Consider the following 15,506-nt stretch of genomic DNA (forward strand, 5'->3'; position numbering starts at 1 on the left):
ACATATTTGGCGCAAAACGTTATGCAGTCCCAATGTATCAGGCAATGCCATACATTGTTTGACTAAAAATTGACGTTCTTTAATTATTTATGTTATTAAAAACTCACATTGACACAAGCCACCATTTGTTGTAAAATATACTTAGTCTGTATAATTTTTTTACACGACATTACACTAACAAAAGGAGTATTTTGACAAATGAAAAAACTTAGTACACTATTGAGTACAGCAGTCTGTATGGCAGCTCTTGCAGCTTCGCCTTTATCGGCATCTGCTGCGGACAACGAAAAGGTATACGGTACCATGAACATACCATATGCCGAATTCTACAAGGCAGAGATAGAGGACGCATACACTGTTGACGCTGTTTCCTCCGCGACCACAAAGGGCAAGTGGGGCATGAACGGCGCAGGCGAGATCGTTGAGGGAACATACAACAACGGCAACGGAACTATCCTCGGCGTAAAATTCCCGGTTGAAGTATCATCAGCCGACGTTGATGCTCTCAAGGAAAAGTATGACTTCTCTCCCCTTGACAGCAAGCCAACAGCATACAAGGAAGTATCCCTTTCAGGCGATTCTCTCAGCGTATCGAAGCTCGTTGACACAAACGGCGAGCAGACAGTTGACGGCTCTGCAACAGTTTCAACAAACAGCTATTACGGCGACTATCAGATCAAGGTAGCAGGCTATCCGGAGAATACCGTTCTTTACGGCGTAATAATCAACACAAAGGAAAACGACCATTACGCTATGCGTCATCTCGAAAACATCTGGAGATCGGGGTCTTATGCATGGTCGGCAGGCATAAAGACTGTAGAATACCACGGAAACCATGTAAAATACGAAAACTACGCAAGCTCAATGGGCAAGACAGTGACCTCGGTAACATTTATCACACTTGACGGATATACCACTGTAAATGTCGGCGAGCATTACCTTCCTATCAGATTTGCAGGCGAAGTCAAGGCTGAGGACGCTTCCGCAGGCACAGGCAGAACAGCCCTTTCGATCACAGGCTTTCCCGAGGACTACAAGAAGGTCATCAGTACAGACGAGGGACTCACAGCTACCGAAACAGAGGTAAGCTATACAAATGCAAAGCCCGGTAAGTATAACGTAACCGTTAACGATGAAAGCGGCAAATATGCTCCCATGACTGCTCAGTTCCTGCTTACCACAAATGATATCCCCGTAAAGTTCGCAGACGGAAAGCTCACAGCCACTGACGGTTTTACTGCCGATGACGCTGCAAACTTCATCAGTAACCTTGCTACTGTTGATATAAACGGAACTTCTTACAAAGCAACAGGCAGCAAGGGTATCAAGCTCTTCAAAGAGGACGGTTCTATCGACCTCAATGCTACAGTAAGCGAAGCAAAGGTATTTGAAAACTGCGGTACTTACACTGTCACTCTCAACTCAACAGGCTATAATGCACCATACAGCTTTGAAGTCAATAATGAAGCAGCTGCTGCAGCAACTACCACGAAGGCAGCTTCAACAACAGCTGCAAAAACCACATCATCTTCTTCAAACAGTCCGAAAACAGGCGTAAACGGAATGGCTCTGCCTTTAGCGCTTCTCACTATTGCAGGAGCTGCAGCTTTTGCGCTCAGAAAGCAAAACGACTGATATTTCGTTTCCTGACAGATAAATTTAATGCAGCTGACCCCTGTAGCTTTTGCGGCTCGGGGGTCAATTGCTGAAAGGTTGTAATAATATATGTTATTTATCATTTCACTTCTAATTGCGCTTTTTACAGCATTTATCCTCAATAAGCAGCTTAAAAGGCGCCCCGTGATATTCTATGTCGCGGCTGCTGTTCTCACAGCTGCTTCTATTGTAGCAGCACAGTCCGATATCACCATAAACAACAGCTTTGTGAGAGATAACGTTTTGGGTATGTTCTCACGCGGAGCTCTCGGAGCTGCTTTCTGGGCAGTCGTAATGTTTACAGGAGCTCTTCCCAACGGCTCGGCTCCCATAAAAAAGCTCATGCCCATAAGAGGAGAGCTTTCCATAACTGCCGCTGTGCTCACACTTTCGCACATAGTTACATTCGGTATGAGATATGTGTCAAGCCTCATAAACGGCAGGACAGGCAGCGGCGGCGCTTTCAGGGACTTCGTCATAACCTTTGTTTTATCGGCTGCAATGACACTGATAATGGTACCGCTGACTGTAATGTCCTTCAAGGCTGTCCGTAAGAAAATGGACGCAAAAACATGGAAGAAGATACAGCGCTTCGCTTATCTCTTCTATGCGATGATATACATTCATATCATGGTACTTTTTGTTCCGAAGGCTCAGAAAGGCAGAGAGGGCTATTTCCTCAGCGTTCTCGTATACAGTGCAGTATTCATCGGTTACGCTGTACTCAGACTGAGAAAGTATTATCTTTCCAGAAAAGAAAACGCCTCAAAGCTCATTCCGAATGCAGTTTGTGCCTGTGCTTTTATTCTCCCCATATGTCTCTGCGGAGTTGTTTCACGTAACACAAATGTTAAGTCAAAGCCTGTCAGCACATCGGCAAGCTCGACATTTGAAACTCCCGAAAACGAACAGGCTCCTACAGAAACAACAGCTATCTCCACAGCTTCCACATCAAAAACGACTGCAACAGCAAAGTCAACCGCGACAACTGCAACAACTTCCGATAAAAGCGAAAAAAGCACTGAAACTACAACCGCTGAAACTACAGAGCCAACCAACGAAGCTGAAACCCAGAACGAACAGCCTGCAGAAGCTGAACCGGAAGAAACTCCGCAGCAGAACAGCCGCTTCAGGAACGGTACTTTTGAGGGTACAGGCGAGGGCTATGACGGAAAAGTCCACGTTTCCATCACAGTTGAAAATGATGTTATCACTGCAATTTCGGCAACTGCCGACGCTGACGATCCCGACTATTTCGGCGATGCTGTGAATAAGGTGATACCTCAGATAAAAAGCAGCCTCAGCGCTGACGGAGTTGACGCCTGCTCAGGCGCTACGTACAGCTCAAACGGTATCATCGAAGCCGCAAGAAATGCTCTTGAACAAGCAATGAACTAAACAATGTGAAAAGAAAAAAGCCGATGCAATGCATCGGCTTTTTGGCATAATTATGCTCTAATATCACATATCTCAGCCAACTTCAAATGTAACAGTATCTTCGTCCGAACCCTTGTCAATAACCGGTTCTGCCGGATCAGCGTTCTCTTCTTCAACAGGATCGTCATTTCCTACTTCAATAGTCTCTGTTTCGGATGGGGCAACAGGCTCCTCTTCTACAGGATCAACGGGTTCCTCCTCTACAGGGGCAACGGGCTCCTCCTCTACAGGATCAACCGGCTCCTCTTCTACAGGGGCAACGGGCTCCTCCTCTACAGGAGCAACAGGTTCCTCCTCTACAGGGTCAACGGGCTCCTCCTCTACAGGAGCAACGGGTTCCTCCTCTACAGGGGCAACGGGCTCCTCCTCTACAGGATCAACCGGCTCCTCCTCTACAGGAGCAACGGGCTCCTCTTCTACAGGATCAACTGTTTCTTCTTCAACAGCCCCCGGCTCCTTTGTAAGAACGAGCTCATTTGTGCCCTTTTGTATATAGCCTTCTGCTCCGTCTGCAAATATCAGTGTATATGTTGAAGCTGACCATGCCCAGCTGCTGATCTTGACAGAATCCTTTGTACCTTTTACAGATATTACCAATGAATATGAGCTGTCAATCGAAGTTGAGATCTCATCAGAATCAACATCATTGAAAACAATAAAGCTGTGATCGCTGCCCCACTCATTAACAGAGTCATTGCCATAACCCTTTCCGAAAATGTACGTATCTTCGCCATCAAAACCGCAAAGGAAATCGTCTCCAGCCAGACCATCAATTATGTCATCTCCGGAAGTTCCGTTTACAGTTTCACTGCCGTTTGTACCGATTATCGGAGCTGTTCCATTAGCATTTCCTGCTGAAAACACATTGCCTGATATCATATTCGGCAATATTATCACTGATGATAACAAACTTAAAGTGATCTTATTAAGTATCTTTTTCATTAGCCATTATACTCCTTTTTGATTTGTGATAAATTAAATTGTCTCTTTTTTGCAGTATTTCAGAATAAAGCTTTTTATTTATCCTCTGACTTATCTGAACTGCGCCAATGTACTGCCATTGTATAAAAACGGTTCCCATAACTTTTATGACGGCTGAGGAATATCATTGCCAGAATGATCGTCAGCTCACCCAATGATAAGTGTATCAGCTTTCTGACCGCTTTTATCGTACAAATAATATCCCATTTTAGCCTCCCTTATATCATGATTTTCTGATACACTATAAGTATATTGCAAGGCGGAAAGAAAGTCAATATTTTTTATTACTTTCCACATTATTAATATTCAGCATAAAAAAGCTACCCCATTTTTTGTTGAAAAAGTAGCTTTTCGAGCTGTAAACAATTGTAAACGTCTGAATTCAATTAATATAATTAATATATACATGCATTTTAACAAAAGGTTATAAACTTTCAATTTATTAAAGAGCAAACCAAATTGAATACATAATACTAAAAAAGTCAAATGATTACATAACTGACTAAAACATCAAAAGCCGATATTTCACATTTCAGGAAATATCGGCTTTTTTGATTTCTTTTGTTCATGAGCAGTGTTTTTTATCTAAAAACTCCTGATTAGCATTACAGCCTCTCAATTCTTTACGTTGACCATTCTCATAGTTTCTTCTGCTTCTTCAACGATCTCGCGATTGCCCGGACGGTCTGTAACATAAAGCGTTGATTGGGCCAACTGTACCTCTGCGATCACTTTTTCATCAATAACGATCGGTGTAGCTATATCAAGAAGCTTTTCAACTGCTTCCGCATTGTCATAATCCACAATTCTTTTTATGCTGTAATCATAAAAAATGCGGTCTCTGTTTATACCAAGGCTGAGGATACGGTCAAGCTTTATACAGTCGCATAGATCCTCGGAATCATAGTCTCTATAATATCCGCTGATAAAATTGGAATCACTGAATGCCTGAACAGGAAACAAATACTCGGGGTCTGAAACTATCGTTATATAATTGTTATCACGATCCATCTGATATATCGTTTCTTTTGATGTATTTTTGTATTTTATACCATGATCTTCCATGAACGCAACAGCATTATGACACGCAGAATTAATTATCAGGCCTTCCAGGCTGCAATAGTATTCGGAATTCTTCAGCTCCTCAGGCGTCATTGCAGTCATGTCCATACGTAAAGCTTCAAAGAATTCCTTTCCGTATTCAACAGAAAGCAACTCCTCCTTTACTCCGCCTCTCTTATCAGCGAGTCTGATAATACTGTATTCCGCTTCTTCAGGATTATATGCGTAATCGGTATATAAACCGCGTTTCTTATGCAGGCTGTACCTGTACAGCTCACCTGTTATCTGTTCTGCAAACTCTTCGCTTGTATACAGATCACAGGCAAAATCAGTGAGCATTGCTGTCGGAACGTAATATCGGCGAACAATAGCTGCTCCGCTCCTTGTATAATAGGTTATTTTTATCCACTCCCCGTCATAGGAATAATAAGGATCCGGAGTATATTGATACGGGTGTTTATTTTCTTCGCCGTATTTTATCTCAGAGAGCTCATATTCATACTTATCGTGATGAAAATGCCTGTCAACGACCTCCCTGTTAAACTCGACAATATCGCCTATCAGCTGCTTATCGCTCAAAAAGCGTTTTTTAACGTCCAGGACTTCATTTCTTCCGCTCAGATTGATCTCCATATCAGTGACAGATGAGACTGAAGGAACGTACTTTGCTCTTCCGAGACCATTGGTAACATCAATGACCTTTATCACCCCTATTACGGCAGCACTTGCCGCAGCAAAGCCGACCACTGCAGTCCAGAAGCGTCTGAAGCCGCGGCGTCTGATGACCTCCATAACGAACCAGATTATTCCGCTTATGATAAGAGCGGCGATCAGTCTGTTTGAAAAGTCTGTCATATTCATCAGAGAAACGATGCAATATATAGTAACAGACATTATTGCATAATAGAATCCCTTGTAAACATACGGCTTTGAAACGTCCTCTGCCTTGCGGTGCTTATAAAGCAGATAAGTCACCATAACGATAAAGGCTGTAAAAAGCAGAGCTCTCAGCATAAAACCTGAATAGCTTGAATTCACGAATAAGGGTAATCTCTCTTTTCCGTCGATTAAAACATCATAAGGAGAACGTTCGCTGATGTTAAGGAAGTATATGATATATCCGAAAATGCCTGCGGGACTTGTTGTAAAGAAGGTAAAGTTCTTGACGATAGAGCTGCTGTCAAGTCCGAAATGTGCAGCCTTGACGATGTTTTCCCATGTAAGGCTTATAAATGAGGGGATCATGATATTTACAGCCGCTATGCTGAACAAAGCCTCAAAAGTACTGCCTGCGAAGCTTATGGCAAATACCGCAAGGGAATACTGCATTATCATGCCGAGTATCGCTATGGAAGTGATCTTCAGGACAAGCGGGATGTAATCAAAGAACTCGTGCATATCTATAAATGCCGAACCGATAAGCAGTTCTATCGCAGCAATTGCGATACCTACAAGCAAGGGAACGATATATACAACAAGTCCCGAAATGTAATCCGCAAAGAAACGCTGACGGTTGCTGAGCGGCAGTGAATAGTTCATGTCCACAAGGGATTTATTGTAGAGATAGCGGAAATTCATCATAGGAATAACAAATCCCAGTGAAATGCTGAGCATGAGCGAAATTACCGCTATGATCACAAACGGCAGACTTTCAGAGCCGCCCGGGATATTATTTTCGTCGATATACATCTCTCTCAGCAGTACTCCCATAAGAACGGGAAGACACAGAAGCTGAAAAACCATATTAGTTATAAGCAGCTTCATATCCTGCGAAAACCTGCTTTTAAGACGTACAGAAAAGAAGCTTTTTTTCTTATTCGGTGATGTTGTCGCTGCTGTCATATCCGAGCACCTCCAGTTCATAGATAAATATTTCTTCAAGTGTGAGCGGTATTACTTCTGTAAGCATAGGATGCTTTGGCACAAGGGACGCCTTGATAGCCTCTATGTCGCCCTTAGCGATTATGAAGCATATACTCTGGCTCTGCTCATAGTGAAGTATCTCTATTCCGTCCTGAACAAAGTCTTCCTTTTTATAATCTGCGACCGTACCGTCCTCATTCCTGCTGAATACGACCTGTATCTTATGCACGCTGCCCTTTACATCGTCGATATCACGCGAGAAAACTATTTTTCCGTTGTGAAGCAGAGCAGCTGTATCGCAGACCTCGTTTATCTCTTTGAGATTATGTGATGAGATTATTGCAGTGAGCTTGCGGTCGAGCATTGCGTCAACAAGCATTTTCTTTACGATTATACGCATTGTCGGGTCAAGTCCGTCAAACGCCTCGTCAAGCAGAAGATAATCCGTACAGCAGGCAAGTCCGATTATAACTATAGCCTGACGCTTCATGCCCTTTGAAAAAGTATTTATCTTCTTATCGAGGGGAAGACCTGTCTTTTTGCGGAGAGCTTCAAACATTTCATCCGAAAAAGACTTATAGTAGTCCTTATAGTAGTCTTTAAGCTTTTTCAGTGTAAAGCTTCCGAATTGAATCGTCTCATCGTTTATGAAGAAAACTTTCTGTTTTGCGTTAACATTGTCAAAAACACTTTCGCCGTCAATGAGGACTTCTCCCGATTCGGGAGCGTAAATACCCGAAATAAGTCTGAGTATAGTCGACTTTCCCGCACCGTTTGAACCGAGCAGACCAAAAGCAGTACCCTTTTCTATAGTGAGATCGACAGCGTCAAGAGCAGTAAACCCGTCGAATTTCTTTACTGTATTTTTCAGTTCAATCATATTCGATCTTCCTTTCTGTAAGATAAAAATAATGTGTCGATCCTTGCTTTAAGATCCTCGGGGGATATTCCTCTTTCAAAAGCCTCATTCACGGTAGCATCGAAATCGATCATTACCTTTTTGCGGAACTCATCAAAATTCTGTGCAGAAACAAAACTTCCCCTGCCCGGAACAGAATATATCACACCATTGCGTTCGAGCTCCTGATAGGCTTTTGAAACAGTATTCGGATTGACTCCTGTGGATTTAGCAAGCGATCTTACACTCGGAAGCTGGTCATTCTCTGCAAGTGTCCCGTTAAGGATAAGCATGACGATCTTCTGATATATCTGCTCATATATGGGTATTCGGCTTGTCAGGTCAATTGAAAACATAAGCAGCTCCTTTCTGTGTTATGTGTACTATGCCGAGTAGCACACTTGTTACACTCATATAATATCACATCTTTTTCCGTTTGTCAATACTCTTTTCAATTTTTTTACTTGCATTATCCGTTTCATTAATCACAAAAAAGCTCCGATCATAAATCGGAGCTTTTAACTGTTATTCTAAGGGATCGCCTTAAATCATATTTTTATCCTGTACTCTGGTGCCGCCCCATTCAACAACTGTAAAGCCCTTTCTTTCAAAGGTCTCAAGCTGCTGCGGTTCAACATCGACTGCATTTTCAAGCGGAATATACGCCATAAATATGCGAAGCATACTGTCAGGCGCAGGTGTGATGTCAAGCTTTGCTGCTTCCGTATAAAGGTCGCCCTGGAATGTGATGAGATTATACGCATTATGCTCCATAAGCGGCAGCCAGTATACGATAAACTCGTTCATTTCTTCTTCCGTAAGGCCCATATATGTAAGCTTTTCCTTGAGGAAGCTCTCTGTATCGCTTCCTGCGACGCAGAAACCCTTCGAGTAATCAAATCTTGTACGTGCGTTAACGCTTTCCCAGAAAAGATACTTGTGATGTGTGCCGTCTGCCTTGTTGAGAAGTGAACCGTCGGGGTATGCTGTCACATCCCAGCCGTTGTTGTACTTGGGATAGGTAGTATAAAGGTCTGAAGAAGTCAGTTCAAGCTCAACGTGAACGTCGGTCTCCTCCTCCGGATAAAGGTATATCACAGGTTTGCCCCAGTTGAAGCCTGCGGAAACAGGATCGACTCCTTCGTTTAAATTTACCCAGCCATACTGTCCGTTGTATTCAGTAAAGAACCACACATCTTTTATATCCTGAAAACCGATCTCTCTGATCTGTGTTCCTGCGGGGATAGAAGCAACAGCTTCATAACTTTTATCAGGACCGCGGTAAAGTTTTACTTCATCTCCCACAACATCATAGAACGATACAAAACCATTACGGTTATCAGGTTCAACATACTCCAGAGAAAGCTTATTGACAATCTCTTTTCTCATAAGGCAGATATCATATATATCCCATTTTCCGTCACCGTTAAGGTCGTAATCCTTTCCAGCGGGGATATCAGATGTTTTGCCGAGTACGAAATCGCTGAGACAATTCAGATCGTCATCAGTGTAAATAACTTTCTTCTTATTCACCTTCTCGACAGCTGCCGAATTGATCACAGCCGTGCCTTCGTTGCCATAGACCTCCAGCGAGAAAAATGCGTCCCATATGTCATATGTCTCGATACCGAGTCCGCCCAGCTTTCTGGTGATATCTGCAGCATCTATAGTGCCTGCATAGCAGTTTTCTTTCCCGGGAACCGACTCAAGCTGTTTCTGCCTTTTGAGGAGCACAAATTGGAAATTATCATTCTTTACCTCAGGAAGAGTAAGGATAACGTCGTATTTCACGCCGTTTGATTCGATAACGCCGACCTCCTGAGGATCGCGGCAGGCACTCTTTACGCCTGTAAGTTCTCCGTCCCATTTATCAGCGACGATGATCTCACAGCCGTCATATTCATCAGAAGAAGCTGTTCCGAACATTGCTTTTTCGTTGTAGCAACTTATCCTTGCACCTGCGCTCCAGTAATGGTCTTCCTTTACCGCTGTTATGTCACCCATGCTGACGCAGTAATTAACGAGAAGGCTTTCATTGTTTCTGACGCCGTACTTCCTGTTCTCGTCCATGATATCCTTGAGTCCGACATAGAAATTACGGGAATATTCGTAATCGCCTGACGAAAATGCAGGAGCTGTATAACGTCCCCAGCTGCAGTTTATATCCTCGCCTGCATAGCCCTTCATAGTCATAGGATCGCCGTTTTTGCCGTAAACAAGACCATTCACACAGATATCATTGAGAAAACGGCTGCTGTCTATCCTTCTTGTCTCTCTTTCAAACTCACCGCTGTCTGCGGCAAAATCAGGGAAAGTTACATCGCACTTTACAAGATCTGCGGTTCCCTTGGACACACCGCCGTTCAACTGAGCCACAAGAATATCGGGACAGCCGATAGGATCACCCTTATCGTAAACATACTCCATATACGGAGCCATATCATGCTTTGCAGTAACTGTTCCTTTTATTCCGTTTGCCTCAGCGTCCTTGCTGATAAAGTAATACTTTCTCGTAAATCTCGCCTTGCCTGTGCCGATCATACCGACTGAACCGTCATAAACGTCGTATTCCGTACCTTCCGCACTGAATTCTCCTATCTTTTCAGCCCTTTCCGACGGCACCCAGTTTCTGCTGCAGGCGTCTACGATATAGAATTCGTTAAACAGGTAGTATTCCGGCATTTCAATACTTGAAAACTTAGCAACGGTACTTACCGAAAAATCGCCCTCAGCGTCGAAATTCATGGTATACTCCATAGAAGAACCCGAGACAGCCTTGTAGGACTGTCCGCTTTCGTACTGCTTTCCGCGCTCAAAATACGGATCGTTGTTGTACTCGTTTTCCCTTGAATCCCATTCAGCCTTAAAACAGGACGGAGCAATGACTTCCATCTTGTCATCGGAGAATCTGCTGTCCATTCCGTAATAATAGCCTGTACGTGCTCCGTAATCGTAATCCTTTATGATAAGCGGAGACGACGCGTCTTCATACTCGTCGGGAGCTATCTCGGGCATATTCTCTATAGAAATATCATACGTGTATACCGTAGCCTCGCCCTTGGAATAAGAGCTTTCCAGGAAAAGACCGATGTCCGTTATCTCTCCGAGGTCGTAGCCTGCCGCAGCTATAGCGTCCAGCTTCTCGTTGATATTTATTCTTCTCTGATCCTCGATATCGTTATTCACATCCATAGGCTCGTCCCTGCGGCACAGGAAGGTACTGCCCTTACCGTCCTCATTCCCGCGCACATAAAGACTATATGCCACATCAATAGATTCTCCGTCTGTGGGACCTAATACGCTGTAATCGTTAAGTACCTCTTTTGAAGCAAGAGTTCCTATTTTCTTGTATCCGCCCTGCTTTTCTGTAATGCTCTTCTTATCAGGAGAAGAGTCGATTTCAAGTATGTCAAATACGTCGCCCTTTGAATTGTGGAGCCTTACGCCGAATCTCACATACGACTTTTCATCAGCGCTGAAGCTCTCCAAATCTATTCGCTTCCAGTATTTGTAACTTATGGCTCCCAGTTCTGAATATTCGACCGGTGAAGCGAATTTCAAAGCTCTTCCGGCTGAAAAATCCTCATCGTTATCCCAGCTGCACTTATAGTTGCCTCCGGGCATGAGCATGAATTCGGGCTGACTGTCCTTATCATTATTTGCTATCTCAAAGTAGTAGCCCTTGTCGATACCGCTGCAATCATGGTCGATAATGATATCTGCATTGACCACATTAAGCGGTATGCTTGCTGTACACAATGCCGCTGAAATAATAGCGGATAAAAAGCCTTTTGTGTGTTTCCTCATAATAATTCCTCCCATGCACCCTTAACGGATACCCATAATATTATACAAATTATACACTATTTGTGAAATAAAATCAAGTATTTTATTGCGAATTTTCGGGTAAAAACAGATTACTCAGAAAAACACGTTATTCAACATACCTATCAGGCACAAATCAAAACGCGACACATACAAAATATCGCAAGTTTGTGCAACACAATCCTAAAGCTTTTTACTGATCAGGTAACGAAACATAAAAAATGTTATGCCTATTCATGCTTTCAGCCCATATTTTTCCGTTATGTTCCTTGATTATGCTCTCGGCTATAGATAATCCGAGACCGTAACTCTGGCCGTCATTTCTTGCCTGATCCACACGATAGAATCGCTTGAAGATATTCTGGCAATCCTCCTTGGAAAGCGGAGTTCCAAGACCGGATACTGACAAGATGCATTCCGAACTATGACGTTTCAGCTTCACTGTGACTTTATCTGCCGGATCTGAGTATTTCAGCGCATTATCCAGCAGGATATTCACTACCTGTCTCAGCTTGTCCCTGTCGCCAGCGACCATGATGTCCGTATCTATATCAGCCGAAAGCTCCATATCGTTCTCATAAAAAAGCGGCTCAAATGGCAGTATACTGTCATTTATCAGCTTGCTGAGATCAACCGTTTCAAGCTTTATCCGTGTTCTGTTATTATCAAGCCTTGCAAGCTCCAGAAGGCTTTCGACCAATCCTCTCATACGCTTTGACGTTGACAGGATATTTCTTGTAAAGCCGTTCCTGTCGCTTTCGGAATAGCTCTTATCGCTGAGCATTTCAGCATTTGTCATTATAACGGTAAGCGGCGTTTTCAGCTCATGTGATGCGTCTGCTATGAACTGTTTCTGCTCATTCCATGTTTTTTCCACAGGCTTTGTCACCCATTTTGCAAGGAAAAGACTTATCAGAAAAAACACTGCATATCCTATCAGGCCAATAATAACGGAGTTCCTGATAAGCCCCCTTATCATAGCCTTTTCACTGGATATATCAGCAAAAACGATGGATTTCATATGTCCTCGTTCGTTTTTCATGTACCTCAGATCGTAGTCTGGCAATATTCCCGTATCTTTTTTACTTTCGTTGACCGCATTGACAAGCTTCTGCAGAAGTTCCTTATCGGTAAGATCGAAATAATCTCCGCCGACAACTGTGATTTCACCGCTCTCGGATATATTTACCGTAAAAAACGGAAGTCTGATATTATCAGGCGTGTGCTCAGGCTTATCGTTGGGCTTACGAAGCTGAGCTGACATCATTGGCCGAAACGCCATCGACCGTATCATCTGTACGCTTTCACGCTCGATATTCTGCTTTGTAAGATGAAGAACAAATCCGAAAATCACGATGAACAGAACGGTAACGATACTCATTATTACCGCAATGAATTTTATCCTCAGCCGTTTCAGCATTTTTCATCACACTCCAGATGATACCCCAGCCTCCTGACCGCTTCGATACGAACATCAGAGCCGATACTTGCCAGCTTTTTACGAAGGAATCCTACATATACCTCCACATGGTTCTCGACCGCATTTGAATCATAGCCCCATACCTTCGTCAGCAGGCTCTCCTTTGAAGTATGATTTGTACCTGCTGTCATAAGCATACGCATGACTTCAAACTCCCTTGCAGAAAGTCTAACGCTGTTCTCACCGCAGATAAGGGAAGCCGACTCCATATCAAGGCGTGTATTTCCGAAAGCGAGCTCATTGACCTGCGAGCCCTGCCTGCGGAGAAGCGCATTCACACAGGCGAGAAGCTCTCTTGCATCAAACGGCTTTGTAAGATAATAGTCAGCACCTGAATTAAGCCCCTGTACCTTGTCCTCCACATCTGATTTGGCCGTCAGCATGAGAATAGGAGTCGAATTATGCTTTTCGCGGACAGCTTTTGCCACCTGATAGCCATTCTTCTCAGGAAGCATGATATCAAGGATTATAAGGTCGTAGATATTCAGCATAGCATACTGCTCGCCGCTGTCGCCGTCATAGACTGCCTCGGCTTCAAATCCTTTCGACTGGAGCATTAGCTTCAGCGAGTCAGCCAAGACCTTTTCGTCTTCTATAATAAGTATTTTCAAGTTAATCCCCCCTTGAAGTCTTTCTTTTATCATAATAGTTCATATATCTGAAATTAAACTGAAAAAAGCGGCATTTTGCTATTTTTTTCACTCAACTTTCATCTTTGTTTTACAGCCAATGAAACCGCTGCCTTTCATTGCGTTGCCATAATAAGTGCCGAAGCTTTGTTTTTTCATATTTAAACTCTTAAAAGAATTACAACTTTTAAATTATGAGCCTTCCCCCGCCCACACTTATCAGATAAAATTTAAAGAAAAAACTACGCAGTCCATTATATATTTTTTACTGAGCTGAGAATAAACATAATATTGTGTACTTTCAGAATAGTAAAAATAATATCATAACGCATTGATATATGACAAAATATTGCTATAAGTCTCTGACCAAAAATTGCTAATTAGTTGCCAAATATTGCGCTTTTGTTAATAGCTTATTTACTTTTTGGGCTGTGTATTGTATATTTACATTGAAGATGTTAGACAATTGTGACATACATTCGGCATAATGAACATTTCAGGTGCATTTTTTAATGAAGTTTCCTGTGACGTTTTTGCATTTGGATATCAGCCGATTCCCTCTTTATTGCAGAGGCATCAGTGCTATGCAATATCTTTGGCTGTTTCCGTTGATACATTAATATTGTTATGCTGTATGAATGGCACGTTGTTTATAATAATATAAAAAGGAGTGATCAGAGTGGAAATCAACACACTCAAAAAGGTCATCAGCGGAACTGTTTCTGCAATGATGATCGCAGCAAGCGTACCGTTCTCCGCTTCAGCCGCTGTTGGAAACATTGATTTAGGCAGCATTTCAGGCGGCAAGGTAGAGGGCGGCTTCGGAGGTTTCGGCGGCGGAATGAACTGGGGCGGCAACGGCGGCGGCCAGGACTGGAGCGGTTTTGCAGGCGGCTTTAACGGCGGCGGAGCAAACATCGGTTCAGACGCAGGCAGCGGCGGTAATGCTCAGTCAGGTCTCAACGCCAAGATCAAGGGCGATATGCCCACAACTGTTCCCAGCGGAGCTGAGAAGAGCAGCCAGTGCAAGGTAGAGAAGAAGAATTATATGTGTAAATACACAGGCAAGCAGAAGACCTGCAACGTAATTCTTCCTCCGAACTACAATTCAAGCAAGAAATACCCTGTAATGTTCGTCCTCCACGGTATCATGGGCAGCGAAAACGACATGGTAAGCGGTATGGGCGTTCAGGAGCTTATGACAGGTCTTATGTCAAGCGGTCAGGCTGAGGAGTTCATCGTTGTAACTCCTAATATGTTCACCAGCAAGACAATGAGCGGTCCGAGCGGTATCAACCAGCAGACCTGCGCCGAGTACGACAACTTCCTCTACGATGTTACAGAGAGCCTTCTCCCATTTATAAAGGAGAACTACTCCGTAAAGGAAGGCAGAGAGAACACAGCTATCACAGGTTTCTCAATGGGCGGCCGTGAGGCTATCTACTGCGGAATCATGCGTCCTGACGTATTCGGTTACGTAGGCGGCGCCTGCCCTGCACCGGGTATCACACCAGGTACAGATTCATTCATGACTCACCCCGGCTGTATGCAGGAGAGCGAGTTCAAGTTCAGAAACGTAGGTCCCGAGCCTGAGGTATTCATGATCACAGGCGGTACAAACGACTCTGTTGTTGGTACTTTCCCGTCACAGTACAGCAGTATCCTTACAAAGAAC

10 protein-coding genes are annotated in these 15,506 nt (G+C 43.5%); 3 read left to right on the forward strand and 7 right to left on the reverse strand.

The genetic code is table 11. The features are described from left to right. Positions 1-198: 198 nt before the first annotated feature. Both IKW96_RS07840 and IKW96_RS07845 read left to right on the forward strand, forming a co-directional pair. Positions 199-1,635 (forward strand): NPXTG-anchored protein, encoded by a 1,437-nt coding sequence (locus IKW96_RS07840; RefSeq protein WP_296572831.1) that lies wholly within the window; start codon positions 199-201, stop codon positions 1,633-1,635. Positions 1,636-1,725: 90 nt separating this feature from the next. Further along, complete coding sequence (locus tag IKW96_RS07845) at positions 1,726-3,054, forward strand: FMN-binding protein (RefSeq protein ID WP_296572836.1); 1,329 nt, start codon at positions 1,726-1,728, stop codon at positions 3,052-3,054. Positions 3,055-3,126: 72 nt separating this feature from the next. Here IKW96_RS07845 and IKW96_RS07850 read toward each other — a convergent pair whose 3' ends face one another. The 7 genes from IKW96_RS07850 to IKW96_RS07880 form a co-directional block, all read right to left on the reverse strand. Then, positions 3,127-4,035 (reverse strand): calcium-binding protein, encoded by a 909-nt coding sequence (locus tag IKW96_RS07850; RefSeq protein ID WP_296572839.1) that lies wholly within the window; start codon positions 4,033-4,035, stop codon positions 3,127-3,129. 654 nt (positions 4,036-4,689) lie between these two features. Then, positions 4,690-6,978: a hypothetical protein gene (locus tag IKW96_RS07855; protein ID WP_296572841.1), complete on the reverse strand. Its 2,289-nt coding sequence runs from the start codon at positions 6,976-6,978 to the stop codon at positions 4,690-4,692. Next, complete coding sequence (locus IKW96_RS07860) at positions 6,950-7,879, reverse strand: ABC transporter ATP-binding protein (protein ID WP_296572844.1); 930 nt, start codon at positions 7,877-7,879, stop codon at positions 6,950-6,952. Before IKW96_RS07860 ends, IKW96_RS07855 begins: the two co-directional genes overlap by 29 nt. Next, positions 7,876-8,253, reverse strand: coding sequence for a GntR family transcriptional regulator (locus IKW96_RS07865; protein ID WP_296572847.1), 378 nt, complete (start codon positions 8,251-8,253; stop codon positions 7,876-7,878). Before IKW96_RS07865 ends, IKW96_RS07860 begins: the two co-directional genes overlap by 4 nt. A 187-nt stretch (positions 8,254-8,440) precedes the next feature. Continuing rightward, positions 8,441-11,704, reverse strand: coding sequence for a glycoside hydrolase family 11 protein (locus IKW96_RS07870; RefSeq protein WP_296572850.1), 3,264 nt, complete (start codon positions 11,702-11,704; stop codon positions 8,441-8,443). A gap of 211 nt (positions 11,705-11,915) precedes the next feature. Then, positions 11,916-13,142: a HAMP domain-containing sensor histidine kinase gene (locus IKW96_RS07875; protein ID WP_296572853.1), complete on the reverse strand. Its 1,227-nt coding sequence runs from the start codon at positions 13,140-13,142 to the stop codon at positions 11,916-11,918. Then, positions 13,136-13,813, reverse strand: coding sequence for a response regulator transcription factor (locus IKW96_RS07880; RefSeq protein ID WP_296572857.1), 678 nt, complete (start codon positions 13,811-13,813; stop codon positions 13,136-13,138). Before IKW96_RS07880 ends, IKW96_RS07875 begins: the two co-directional genes overlap by 7 nt. A gap of 697 nt (positions 13,814-14,510) precedes the next feature. Between IKW96_RS07880 and IKW96_RS07885 the strand changes: the two genes are divergently transcribed. Next, positions 14,511-15,506 (forward strand): alpha/beta hydrolase-fold protein (locus IKW96_RS07885; protein ID WP_296572860.1); only part of this gene is annotated, 996 nt, incomplete at its 3' end.

It is taken from the genome of Ruminococcus sp. (assembly GCF_017549005.1).
Classification (GTDB): Bacteria; Bacillota; Clostridia; order Oscillospirales; family Ruminococcaceae; genus Ruminococcus.

Coding starts and splice junctions, on each gene's coding strand:
- IKW96_RS07840 (WP_296572831.1), top strand. CDS start 199: ATGAAAAAACTTAGTACACTATTGAGTACAGCAGTCTGTATGGCAGCT.
- IKW96_RS07845 (WP_296572836.1), top strand. CDS start 1,726: ATGTTATTTATCATTTCACTTCTAATTGCGCTTTTTACAGCATTTATC.
- IKW96_RS07850 (WP_296572839.1), bottom strand. CDS start 4,035: ATGAAAAAGATACTTAATAAGATCACTTTAAGTTTGTTATCATCAGTG.
- IKW96_RS07855 (WP_296572841.1), bottom strand. CDS start 6,978: ATGACAGCAGCGACAACATCACCGAATAAGAAAAAAAGCTTCTTTTCT.
- IKW96_RS07860 (WP_296572844.1), bottom strand. CDS start 7,879: ATGATTGAACTGAAAAATACAGTAAAGAAATTCGACGGGTTTACTGCT.
- IKW96_RS07865 (WP_296572847.1), bottom strand. CDS start 8,253: ATGTTTTCAATTGACCTGACAAGCCGAATACCCATATATGAGCAGATA.
- IKW96_RS07870 (WP_296572850.1), bottom strand. CDS start 11,704: ATGAGGAAACACACAAAAGGCTTTTTATCCGCTATTATTTCAGCGGCA.
- IKW96_RS07875 (WP_296572853.1), bottom strand. CDS start 13,142: ATGCTGAAACGGCTGAGGATAAAATTCATTGCGGTAATAATGAGTATC.